This window comes from Escherichia sp. KCJ4928 (assembly GCF_004352695.1).
GTDB lineage: Bacteria > Pseudomonadota > Gammaproteobacteria > Enterobacterales > Enterobacteriaceae > ECMA0423.
Map to the genome: position 1 here is coordinate 1 of NZ_SJWV01000133.1, position 11,519 is coordinate 11,519.

Annotated in this window: 10 protein-coding genes and 1 pseudogene; 4 read left to right on the forward strand and 7 right to left on the reverse strand. The window is 53.4% G+C overall.

From position 1 onward, the window contains the following. Positions 1-22 precede the first annotated feature (22 nt). From nrfG to nrfA, 7 genes are read right to left on the reverse strand one after another with little or no spacing between them, the layout of a single operon-like run. Positions 23-619 (reverse strand): heme lyase NrfEFG subunit NrfG, encoded by a 597-nt coding sequence (nrfG, locus tag E0D98_RS16925; RefSeq protein ID WP_000662608.1) that lies wholly within the window; start codon positions 617-619, stop codon positions 23-25. After that, the gene (nrfF, locus tag E0D98_RS16930; RefSeq protein ID WP_001032546.1) at positions 616-999 is read right to left on the reverse strand and encodes a heme lyase NrfEFG subunit NrfF; all 384 of its coding nucleotides are present in this window, start codon (positions 997-999) and stop codon (positions 616-618) included. The genes nrfG and nrfF overlap by 4 nt, the downstream gene beginning before the upstream one ends. Further along, positions 992-2,710, reverse strand: coding sequence for a heme lyase CcmF/NrfE family subunit (locus E0D98_RS16935; protein WP_071524619.1), 1,719 nt, complete (start codon positions 2,708-2,710; stop codon positions 992-994). The genes nrfF and E0D98_RS16935 overlap by 8 nt, the downstream gene beginning before the upstream one ends. Positions 2,711-2,729: 19 nt before the next feature. Continuing rightward, positions 2,730-3,686, reverse strand: coding sequence for a cytochrome c nitrite reductase subunit NrfD (nrfD, locus tag E0D98_RS16940; RefSeq protein ID WP_000195178.1), 957 nt, complete (start codon positions 3,684-3,686; stop codon positions 2,730-2,732). Then, positions 3,683-4,354 carry a cytochrome c nitrite reductase Fe-S protein gene (gene nrfC, locus E0D98_RS16945; protein ID WP_047086389.1) on the reverse strand — a complete coding sequence of 224 codons (672 nt, stop codon included), beginning with the start codon at positions 4,352-4,354 and terminating at the stop codon, positions 3,683-3,685. Before nrfC ends, nrfD begins: the two co-directional genes overlap by 4 nt. Then, a complete protein-coding gene (gene nrfB, locus E0D98_RS16950; protein WP_001298875.1) occupies positions 4,351-4,917 on the reverse strand; it encodes a cytochrome c nitrite reductase pentaheme subunit in 567 nt (188 codons plus the stop codon). Before nrfB ends, nrfC begins: the two co-directional genes overlap by 4 nt. A gap of 44 nt (positions 4,918-4,961) precedes the next feature. Beyond that, positions 4,962-6,398 (reverse strand): ammonia-forming nitrite reductase cytochrome c552 subunit, encoded by a 1,437-nt coding sequence (gene nrfA / locus E0D98_RS16955; protein WP_047086388.1) that lies wholly within the window; start codon positions 6,396-6,398, stop codon positions 4,962-4,964. A gap of 392 nt (positions 6,399-6,790) precedes the next feature. Here nrfA and acs point away from each other — a divergent pair, with 392 nt between their 5' ends. The 4 genes and pseudogenes from acs to E0D98_RS16975 form a co-directional block, all read left to right on the forward strand. Continuing rightward, on the forward strand, positions 6,791-8,749 hold the full coding sequence (acs, locus tag E0D98_RS16960; protein WP_000078239.1) for an acetate--CoA ligase: 1,959 nt from the start codon (positions 6,791-6,793) through the stop codon (positions 8,747-8,749). Between the two features lie 199 nt (positions 8,750-8,948). Continuing rightward, complete coding sequence (locus E0D98_RS16965; protein ID WP_001014565.1) at positions 8,949-9,263, forward strand: DUF485 domain-containing protein; 315 nt, start codon at positions 8,949-8,951, stop codon at positions 9,261-9,263. After that, positions 9,260-10,909 carry a cation/acetate symporter ActP gene (gene actP, locus E0D98_RS16970; protein ID WP_000832572.1) on the forward strand — a complete coding sequence of 550 codons (1,650 nt, stop codon included), beginning with the start codon at positions 9,260-9,262 and terminating at the stop codon, positions 10,907-10,909. The genes E0D98_RS16965 and actP overlap by 4 nt, the downstream gene beginning before the upstream one ends. A 177-nt stretch (positions 10,910-11,086) precedes the next feature. Then, positions 11,087-11,519 (forward strand): annotated as a pseudogene (locus E0D98_RS16975) (pentapeptide repeat-containing protein); the annotation flags it as partial.

Genomic DNA, 11,519 nt, shown 5'->3' on the forward strand with positions numbered 1-11,519 from the left:
CATAATCTTCATCACCAGATGATTAATCTGATCTCCGCTGCAACAATTTCGCCATATTAATCGACTCGACCAGCTGTGTCCGGTTGATCCGGGGTGAGTTGAGATCCATCACTTTTTGCCATAGTTCGATGGCTTGCGCGTAATTCGCCTGCATAAACGCATCGGAAGCCAGCAGCATCAGAGCGGTGATTTCGTTAGAGTCCAGCGCGAGGGCTTTGTCGATCATTGCGCGAGTCTGGGCGGTCATATGCTGGCTGGCCTGGTAATAAAGCACCGTCGCCAGCGCCGCATACAGTTCAGCGTTCTCACCACGTAGTTGCAACGCCTGACGGTACGCCAGCAGCGAATTGCTGTAATCGTTTTGCCACAGATAGTACTCGCCCAGTAACGCCCATTGTTCGCTGTTTTGTGGATTAGCGCGGATTTTATCCTGCAATGCCTGAAGCTGCGCTTCCGGGGTTTGCTGGCTGGCAAACTGATGTAGCGGATCGCGCTGACGCTGATATTCCGCATGTACCGCCTGCCATTTTGGACTTAACAGATAACTGCCGACACAGAGAAATACCATCAAAATCGTGAGTGTTGTCAGCATTTTCACCGGTATTTTGGGCTCTTTCATCGCTTCGCCCTCACTCGCCAGAGGATCAGTGCCATCAGCAGTAACAACACCACTGGCAGCGCCCACAACACCAGCGTCTGACCCGTTAACGGTGGGTTATAGCGAACAAAATCTCCGTAGCGTTCGGTCATCCAGCCAATGATTTCGACTTCGTTCTTCCCCTCCGCCACCATGCTGTAAACCTGATGGCGCATACTGACTGCCACCGGCGCGTTGGATTCCAGTAAGTTTTGATTCTGGCACTGCGGACAACGTAACTGGCTGGCAATATTTAACGCCTGTTGCTGTTGTTGCGGATTGGCGAATTGCCAGGTGTCTACGACCTGAGCGCGCGCAAAACAGGTAAATAACAGCAGTAGCGTGAGAAGTCCTTTATTCATCGCGCTTCCTCCCCCGCCATCCGCTTAACAATGCGCCCGCAATCATCAACAATCCTCCCCCCCAGATCCAGCGCACACCGCTTTGTACATACAAGCGAAAAGCGTAACGATCCGCTCCGGTTTTTTCACCCATGACCGCATACCAGTCATGGATGCCGTTCCAGCGAATTGACGGTTCCATCATTTGCTGACGACGTGCTTCGTAAAAACGCCGCTCCGGCATCAGTTCACCAATGCGTTGCTGATGGTCAAACAGTGCCACTATCGCTTTTTCGCTGGTGTAATTGCCTTTGGCTTGCAGATCGAGGCGCTCAAAACGGAAGGTGTATCCTGCCAGCGTCACCTGCTGACCCGGCTGTAAATTCAGGCTGATCTCCTGACGGCTGACGCTGGAAACCACGATCCCAGCGGCAAATAACAGCACGCCCGCATGAGCTACCAGCGCCGGAAGCTGCACGCGTTTGCCAGAGACAAACGTCGCCAGCACAATCACCACCAGCATCAACAGGCCAAACGGTAACGTCGCGCGGTTAAAATACGGCGCGCCAACGGAGAGGCGTCCCCAGCCCAGCAGACCGTAAATCATCGGATAAAGCGTTCCCACCAGCACGATCAGTAGCACTGCGCAAAACAGCAACAGCGTAGCGAGGATTAACATTTCCCGCGATAACCCCGAAAAACGCACCACCGGGCCACCGTCCCGCGCTCGCCAGCCATACAGAGCCAGAGACGCAAGGCTAATCAGTGCAAACAGGCTGAACAACGGCACGGCGCGGACGTTATCCAGTGCGAACGCATGAACCGAAACCAGAATGCCAGAACGGACAATTAAGGTACCCAGTAGCGACAGCATCAGAGTTACTATCGCCAGCAACAGCGACCAGTGGCGGAAAATCTCCCGCTGGCGTGTCAGGGACAAACTGTGCAGCAGCGCAGTGGCAGAAAGCCAGGGTAATAAAGAGGCGTTTTCCACCGGATCCCAGAACCACCAGCCGCCCCAGCCCAGTTCGCAATAGGCCCACCAGGAACCGAGGATGATCCCCGCCGTTAATGCGCTCCAGCCAGGTAGTGCCCAGCGCCAACAAATTCTGGCGCAGGCACCATCAAACTCGCCGCGCAGTAAACTCGCCAGCGCCACGCTCGCCGCCACCATCAAACCGCCATAGCCAAGGTAAAGCAGCGGTGGATGAAAGATAAGACCGGGATGTTGCAGCATCGGATTGAGATCGCGGCCTTCGATTGCTGGTGGAAATATCCGCACGAAGGGATCGGACCACAGCACTACAAACAGTAGCAGTGCGGCGAGCATGAGAGATAAAACGGCTAGCGTCAGCGGAAATAGCGGATCGGTTTGCTGCCGATAATGCCAGGCAAACAGCGCGCTCCAGGCGGAAAGCAGCAGCACCCAAAGCAGCAGCGAACCTTCATGGCCGCCCCACACCGCTGCCAGCTTGAGTTCCCACGACAGCAGGCTATAGCTATGTTGCGCGACATAAATGACCGAGAAATCGCTGATGAGAAAACAATACGTCAGTACGCCAAAGGCGAGCAGCAGGAGCGCGAACTGTGCCAGAATGCCGATGCAAGTGAGTCGCATCATGGCAGGCCAGCGCAACCGCACTCCCGCGAAGGCCGTCAACGGGGTCAACACGTTGACCCCGAGACTTAACAACAACGCCAGAAAACCGACTTCAGGAAGGAATACGTCCAGAAACCACCTCTTTTCTGGCTTACGCCACCGTCAACTGTCCGGCGTAGAGAATGAAAAAGCGCAGCATCAACACGCCGACCAGACTGGCCCCACACGCCGCCAGCACGGCAGGAATGCCGGAACTGCGATTGACCCACGGTTTGAGCAGCATTGGCACAATCAGCCCCAGCCCGGCGACACCAAGCCAGAACCACCACGTCCAGAAACCGCCACCTAATGCCGCCACCAGCGCACGCACTTTACCGTCATCGCCCAGGGCCAGACCGACAAAAAACGCCACCAGCAGGAAGATTTCACCCCATACCACAGGGATTTCCATACGGTGAACAAAGTGCGCTTCCGTGGAATGCGGATTTTTGCGTTGGCGTATCGCCATGGCGATCAGCGCTACCGCCACACCGGACGAGATGCCGGAGAAGAGGAACAGCACCGGCAGGATCGGGTTATTGAGGAACGGATACGATTTCAGCGCCGACAGCAGAAAGCCGGTATAAGCCCCCAGCAGCACCGCCAACACCAGCATCAGCGTTTCCAGTCCGCGATGAACGGGCGTCAGCAGGCTCAGAACCTTTTGCACGATCCCCAGCTTCGGCAACCAGCGTTGTTGCAGGGCAAGCAAATCATGTTCAAAGATTTTCGCCAGCCACAGCACCAGCACCACCATGTAGAGCTGAAACAGCATCACCCCCATCGACATCACCGAGGTAAAACTGTAGTGGAACATCAGCTTCCAGAAGGTCCACGGTCTTGTCAGGTGGAAGACGAGGATCAACAGACCGAGGATCACCGCGCCAGGTCCGACAATCAGCGTGGTGCGCAGCAACGTGCTGTCTGCACCGCCCGCCTGCGGGTAGAAGCGACGTAACAGCACGGCCAGCGTCACCAGACCGGCAGAAATACCAATCAAAAACAGGTAGATGGCAATCGGCCAGTCCCACACCAGCGATTCAAAATGAAATGCGGAAGTCTGCGTCATTGGCTCACCTCCCCGTATTTAAACGGTACGCGGTACAGCTTCGGTTTGGTTCCCAGCGCCAGCTTGTAGCGGTAAGTAGGCTTCTGGCGCAGCAGTTGCGAAATCTCACTGTTAGGATCGTCCAGATTGCCAAACGTCAGCGCCTTCGTCGGGCAAGCCTCAACGCACGCGGGCAGCTTATCGGCCTGCAAATTGGTCTTACGGCAGAAATCGCATTTGTCCGCCGTCTTCGTGACCGGATGGATAAAGCGCACGCGGTACGGACAGGCGGCGATGCAGTACTGACAACCGACGCAGAGATCAGGATTAACATCGACAATCCCGCTAGCGGCATCACGAAAAGACGCACCGGTCGGGCAGACGTCAACGCACGGCGCATGATCGCAGTGCTGGCAAGACTTACGGAAGAAGCGATATTTCACATCAGGAAATTCGCCCTGCGGCTCGCTACGAATAATCATCAGGCGCGAGACGCCTTCCGGCACCTTGTTCACTTCCCGACAAGCATCCATACAGGCGGTACAGCCGATGCATAACGACTCGTCATGCACCATGCCGTAACGCACCCCATTGATATTCAACGTTTTCGCCACCACGCGCCCTGCGGTGCCGCTGACGGTTGCCAGCACGCCGACGCCGGTGAGAAACTGGCGACGAGACCAGGTCATGGCTGCTCCTTAAGCAACGGAACAGACGCCGGGTTAAAGTTCGGATTGGTGCGCTGATCGCTGTGGCAATCGACGCAAATCTTAATCCGTCCTTTGTCACTTAACGTCTGCATCGTATCTTGCTGTGGATGCAGGGAATGGCAGCTGGCGCACGCCACTTTGGTTACGTGGACATCGTGCGGCCAGAACGCTTTTTGCAACTGTTCCGGCAGATGACAGGACATACAGACGCTGTTCTGCTCTCCGACCTTGTACATCGGCTCGTTAAAGCGCATCACATCTTTCACCCCTTCGCGGTGTTGCGGTGATGGCTGGCCGTGACAGTTGGTGCAGGTGACCGGCAGTTTGTTATTCGGGTTGATAACGGAAGCATGTTTGCCATGCATACCTTCGATATCTGGCTTATGACAGTCCAGACAGGCGGCATCCGGGTTACGCTGCTGGGTAACTTCGTAGCGATCACCAGATGCCTGCGCCGCAGGGGTAGCGGTAATTCCGTTCAGGCTCCACAACAGGCCCGACGCCAGCACCCCAGCAGTTAATAACGAACGTAATACGCTCATATTCACTCCATTGTGTTTTCCGCCCCTTGCGAGGCGGAACTGGGTTATTGGCTTAACAGACCATTTTTACGTGCCTGTTCTTCCCACTGCGGGATCACCGTTTTGATGAAGTCCTGCTTCTCGGCCTTGATTTGTTCCATGTTCAGGCCAATGGCCTGCTGGGCTTTCTCTTTGGTCGAGATATCCGGGATCTGGATTTCATGGGTGATGCCTTTGGTCGCCAGCAGGCGCGCCAGTTTGGTGCGTGCATCCGCCGCTTTATCCATCGCCGTACCGAGCATCCGTAAACCTTCTTCCGGTGCGTGCATATGAATGCCGTGGGAAGCGATTGCCAGATCCCAGCGCCACTGGGCATGACGGATATCGTCCTGAATTGGCTTCATTTCAGCTTCCGTCGCGCCTGCATCCAGCGCTGCTTTCGCTTCGAAGTGAGCGTGAACCAGTTGATCTTCAACCTTGATTTTCAGGTCGTTAATCGACTGCTTACGTTCCGCGACCACTTTTTGCAAGGCAGCTTTGTCCTGGGTATGGCAGTTCGCACAAGTCTGGGCGAAGTTATCAAACGGATTACCAATTTTATGGTCGGTGTAGAGTTTGCCTTCGGCGTTCTGCACTTTTGGCATATGGCAGTCGATACAGGTCACGTTGTTTTTACCGTGAATGCCCGCTGTCCAGGTTTCATATTCCGGGTGCTGCGCTTTCAGCATTGGCGTTTTCGACAGGGAGTTAGTCCAGTCAGAGAAGGCAATTTTGTCGTAATACTGCTCCATATTTTCGACTTTCATGCCGTCATCCCACGGGAATTTAACCGCTTTGTTTTTGCCGTCGAAGTAATACTCCACATGGCACTGACCGCAAACCATCGATTGCTGGTCGAAACGTCCGGCTTTCTCAAAAGGTTTACCAATGGCTTCCATCGCGCGAGCCGCATACGGACGGGAAAGGGTTAACTCCGGTTTGCCTTTGGCGAACTCTGGTGAGGCGGTGTTATGGCAGTCGGCACAACCTAAGTTGTTGACGATTTCCGGGCCGCCGCGCGCCCATTTACCGTGGAAGTAGCCATCTTCGCCGTCTTTCTGGATCAGACTCGCCACATCAGGGCTTTTACAACTCCAGCATGCCATCGGTAGCGGACCATCTTCAGCGTTTTTCGGCGCACCGGTACGCAGGGTTTCACGCACATCGGTCACAGCAAAGGCATGTCCACGCGGCTTGTTGTAATCGCGCGAGAAGGGATACCCCGCCCACAGGATCACCAGCCGTGGATCTTCCGCCAGGGCGTCAACACGCTCTGACTGTTCCGAGGTGGCTTTCCAGGAGAGATATTGATCGGGATGCTGCGGGGCAAAGGTTTCATTCTTCGCTTCCACAGTTACAGGTTTTGCGGGAGCAGCCGTTTGTTCAGCGTGAACAGAAGTGAAAAAGAAAAAAGGAATCAATAAGCTGAAGATACGGCGTGCGTTTATTTTTATCCTTGTCATAGGGGCTTCATCCGAATTGCGCCATTGTTGCAATGGCGGTTTTTATTGTTTTTCACGACAGTAACCGCACCTACACTGTCATGACATTGCTCGCCCCTATGTGTAACAAATAACCACACTGTGAATGTTGTCTTTAATCAATTGTAAGTGCATGTAAAATACCACTTTAGAGTTAGTCAGTATCTTCCTCTTTTTCAACAGCATGCATAACTGCATGTTCCTCAAAGAATTAATCAACTTTTGTTGCTGACCTTCAAAAATTACCCTGCCGTTTATTTGCACAATTCTACTTTTGCGTGATCTGTCGCCCAAATACTAAACAAAACTGCCAATACCCCTACATTTAACGCTTATGCCACATATTATTAACATCCTACAAGGAGAACAAAAGCATGAGCCAAATTCACAAACACACCATTCCTGCCAACATCGCAGACCGTTGCCTGATAAACCCTCAGCAGTACGAGGCGATGTATCAACAATCTATTAACGTACCTGATACCTTCTGGGGCGAACAGGGAAAAATTCTTGACTGGATCAAACCTTACCAGAAGGTGAAAAACACCTCCTTTGCCCCCGGTAATGTGTCCATTAAATGGTACGAGGACGGCACGCTGAATCTGGCGGCAAACTGCCTTGACCGCCATCTGCAAGAAAACGGCGATCGCACCGCCATCATCTGGGAAGGCGACGACGCCAGCCAGAGCAAACATATCAGCTATAAAGAGCTGCACCGCGACGTCTGCCGCTTCGCCAATACCCTGCTCGAGCTGGGCATTAAAAAAGGTGATGTGGTGGCGATTTATATGCCGATGGTGCCGGAAGCCGCGGTTGCGATGCTGGCCTGCGCCCGCATTGGCGCGGTGCATTCGGTGATTTTCGGCGGCTTCTCGCCGGAAGCCGTTGCCGGGCGCATTATTGATTCCAACTCACGACTGGTGATCACTTCCGACGAAGGTGTGCGTGCCGGGCGCAGTATTCCGCTGAAGAAAAACGTTGATGACGCGCTGAAAAACCCGAACGTCACCAGCGTAGAGCATGTGGTGGTACTGAAGCGTACTGGCGGGAAAATTGACTGGCAGGAAGGGCGCGACCTGTGGTGGCACGACCTGGTTGAGCAAGCGAGCGATCAGCACCAGGCGGAAGAGATGAACGCCGAAGATCCGCTGTTTATTCTCTACACCTCCGGTTCTACCGGTAAGCCAAAAGGTGTGCTGCATACTACCGGCGGTTATCTGGTGTACGCGGCGCTGACCTTTAAATATGTCTTTGATTATCATCCGGGTGATATCTACTGGTGCACCGCCGATGTGGGCTGGGTGACCGGACACAGTTACTTGCTGTACGGCCCGCTGGCCTGCGGTGCGACCACGCTGATGTTTGAAGGCGTACCCAACTGGCCGACGCCTGCCCGTATGGCGCAGGTGGTGGACAAGCATCAGGTCAATATTCTCTATACCGCACCCACGGCGATCCGCGCGCTGATGGCGGAAGGCGATAAAGCGATCGAAGGCACCGACCGTTCGTCGCTGCGCATTCTCGGTTCCGTGGGCGAGCCAATTAACCCGGAAGCGTGGGAGTGGTACTGGAAAAAAATCGGCAACGAGAAATGTCCGGTGGTCGATACCTGGTGGCAGACCGAAACTGGCGGTTTCATGATCACGCCGCTGCCTGGCGCTACCGAGCTGAAAGCCGGTTCGGCAACACGTCCGTTCTTCGGCGTGCAACCGGCGCTGGTCGATAACGAAGGTAACCCGCTGGAAGGCGCTACCGAAGGCAGCCTGGTGATCACCGACTCCTGGCCGGGTCAGGCGCGTACGCTGTTTGGCGATCACGAACGTTTTGAACAGACCTACTTCTCCACCTTCAAAAATATGTATTTCAGCGGCGACGGCGCGCGTCGCGATGAAGATGGCTATTACTGGATCACCGGGCGTGTGGACGACGTGCTGAACGTCTCCGGTCACCGTCTGGGGACGGCAGAGATTGAGTCGGCGCTGGTGGCGCATCCGAAGATTGCCGAAGCCGCCGTAGTAGGTATTCCGCACAATATTAAAGGTCAGGCGATCTACGCCTACGTCACGCTTAATCACGGGGAGGAACCGTCACCAGAACTGTACGCAGAAGTCCGCAACTGGGTGCGTAAAGAGATTGGCCCGCTGGCGACGCCAGACGTGCTGCACTGGACCGACTCCCTGCCTAAAACCCGCTCCGGCAAAATTATGCGCCGTATTCTGCGCAAAATTGCGGCGGGCGATACCAGCAACCTGGGCGATACCTCGACGCTTGCCGATCCTGGCGTAGTCGAGAAGCTGCTTGAAGAGAAGCAGGCTATCGCGATGCCATCGTAACCCACAATTGCCGGATGCGAGTCGGTAACGGTTTGTAGGCCTGATAAGACGCGACAGCGTCGCATCAGGCATTGATTGCCGGATGCGGCGTAAACGCCTTATCCGGCCTACATTCGGCAAGGGTTACCCGAGCGTTAACCTTCTCCCATAAGGGAGCGGGAATTAAAACAATCCCTACATTACCTCTGGAGAATCTGTGATGAATGGCACTATTTATCAGCGGATAGAAGACAATGCGCATTTCAGGGAGTTAGTCGAAAAACGGCAACGGTTTGCCACCATCCTGTCGATTATTATGCTGGCAGTTTATATCGGCTTTATTTTACTGATCGCCTTCGCGCCCGGCTGGCTGGGCACGCCGCTGAATCCGAACACCAGCGTCACACGCGGTATTCCAATTGGTGTTGGAGTGATTGTGATCTCCTTTGTTCTCACCGGTATCTACATCTGGCGGGCGAACGGCGAATTCGACCGTCTTAATAATGAAGTCCTGCATGAGGTACAAGCATCATGAAAAGAGTTCTGACGGCGCTTGCCGCCACACTCCCTTTCGCAGCTAACGCCGCGGATGCTATTAGCGGGGCCGTAGAGCGCCAGCCAACGAACTGGCAGGCGATTATTATGTTCCTGATTTTCGTCGTGTTTACGCTCGGCATTACCTACTGGGCATCAAAACGCGTACGTTCTCGTAGCGACTACTACACCGCAGGCGGCAATATCACTGGCTTCCAGAACGGGCTGGCGATTGCCGGGGACTATATGTCCGCCGCCTCATTCTTGGGGATCTCCGCGCTGGTGTTTACCTCCGGCTATGACGGCTTAATTTACTCGCTGGGCTTCCTGGTGGGCTGGCCGATCATTTTGTTCCTGATTGCCGAACGTCTGCGTAACCTGGGGCGCTACACCTTTGCCGATGTGGCCTCTTACCGTCTGAAACAAGGGCCGATTCGTATTCTTTCGGCCTGTGGTTCTCTGGTGGTGGTGGCGCTTTACCTTATCGCCCAGATGGTGGGCGCAGGTAAACTGATCGAGCTGCTGTTTGGCCTTAACTATCACATTGCGGTGGTGCTGGTCGGCGTGCTGATGATGATGTACGTCCTGTTCGGCGGCATGCTGGCGACCACTTGGGTACAGATTATCAAAGCCGTGCTGTTGCTGTTCGGTGCCAGCTTTATGGCCTTTATGGTGATGAAACACGTCGGCTTTAGCTTCAACAATCTGTTCAGTGAAGCGATGGCGGTACACCCGAAAGGTGTCGACATCATGAAGCCGGGCGGGCTGGTGAAAGATCCGATCTCCGCGCTCTCTCTGGGTCTGGGACTGATGTTTGGTACGGCGGGCTTGCCGCACATTCTGATGCGCTTCTTTACAGTCAGCGATGCCCGCGAAGCACGTAAGAGCGTGTTCTACGCCACCGGATTTATGGGCTACTTCTATATTCTGACCTTTATTATCGGCTTCGGCGCGATCATGCTGGTTGGTGCGAATCCGGAATATAAAGACGCGGCGGGCCATCTGATTGGTGGTAACAACATGGCGGCCGTTCACCTGGCGAATGCAGTGGGCGGCAACCTGTTCCTCGGTTTTATTTCAGCGGTTGCTTTTGCCACCATTCTTGCGGTGGTTGCTGGTCTGACGCTGGCGGGCGCATCAGCGGTTTCGCATGACCTGTACGCTAACGTCTTCAAAAAAGGCGCGACCGAACGTGAAGAACTGCGGGTATCGAAAATCACCGTGCTGATTTTAGGTGTGATTGCCATTATCCTCGGCGTGCTGTTTGAGAATCAGAACATCGCCTTCATGGTAGGCCTGGCGTTTGCCATCGCAGCGAGCTGTAACTTCCCGATCATTCTGCTTTCTATGTACTGGTCGAAACTGACCACTCGTGGCGCGATGATGGGTGGCTGGCTGGGGCTGATTACCGCAGTGGTACTGATGATCCTCGGCCCGACGATTTGGGTACAGATCCTTGGTCACGAAAAAGCCATCTTCCCGTATGAATACCCGGCGCTGTTCTCTATCAGCGTGGCATTCCTCGGCATCTGGTTCTTCTCGGCAACCGATAACTCAGCGGAAGGTGCGCGCGAGCGTGAACTGTTCCGTGCACAGTTTATCCGCTCCCAGACCGGCTTTGGCGTTGAGCAAGGCCGCGCACATTAATCTCTCCCCTTCCCCGGTCGCCTGACCGGGGAATACTCTTCCTCTCCAGCATGCATCACCTTTTCCCATAATATTAAACAAATAAACTCATTAAAAAATGAGCGATTTTTGACAGTCGTAGAAAATGATAATGCAGAGAATATGCCTTTTCTTTCTTGTTAATTATAAGGATATTTTATGCGCTATAATGGTTTAAATAATATGTTTTTCTCTCTTTGCCAGATTAACGATAACCACTCTTTCACAAGTTCATCACATACAAAGAAAACAAAATCATATAATTACAGCAAACATCATAAAAACACGTTAATTGACAATAAAGCCCTCTCTCTTTTCAAGATGGATGATCATGAAAAAGTGATAGGTTTGATTCAGAAAATGAAAAGAATTTATGATAGTTTACCATCAGGAAAAATCACGAAGGAAACGGACAGGAAAATACATAAACATTTTATAGATATAGCTTTATATGCAAATAATAAATGTGACGATAGAATTACGAGAAGAGTTTACCTTAGTAAAGAAAAGGAAGTATCCATTAAGGTGGTATATTTTATAAATAATGTCGCCGTCCATAATAATACTATTGAAATTCCACAGACAGTAAATG

Excerpts from the sequence above, each read along its gene's own strand:
- nrfD (WP_000195178.1), bottom strand. The coding sequence starts at position 3,686 with ATGACGCAGACTTCCGCATTTCATTTTGAATCGCTGGTGTGGGACTGG.
- nrfF (WP_001032546.1), bottom strand. The coding sequence starts at position 999 with ATGAATAAAGGACTTCTCACGCTACTGCTGTTATTTACCTGTTTTGCG.
- acs (WP_000078239.1), top strand. The coding sequence starts at position 6,791 with ATGAGCCAAATTCACAAACACACCATTCCTGCCAACATCGCAGACCGT.
- nrfC (WP_047086389.1), bottom strand. The coding sequence starts at position 4,354 with ATGACCTGGTCTCGTCGCCAGTTTCTCACCGGCGTCGGCGTGCTGGCA.
- nrfA (WP_047086388.1), bottom strand. The coding sequence starts at position 6,398 with ATGACAAGGATAAAAATAAACGCACGCCGTATCTTCAGCTTATTGATT.
- nrfG (WP_000662608.1), bottom strand. The coding sequence starts at position 619 with ATGAAAGAGCCCAAAATACCGGTGAAAATGCTGACAACACTCACGATT.
- actP (WP_000832572.1), top strand. The coding sequence starts at position 9,260 with ATGAAAAGAGTTCTGACGGCGCTTGCCGCCACACTCCCTTTCGCAGCT.
- nrfB (WP_001298875.1), bottom strand. The coding sequence starts at position 4,917 with ATGAGCGTATTACGTTCGTTATTAACTGCTGGGGTGCTGGCGTCGGGC.
- E0D98_RS16965 (WP_001014565.1), top strand. The coding sequence starts at position 8,949 with ATGAATGGCACTATTTATCAGCGGATAGAAGACAATGCGCATTTCAGG.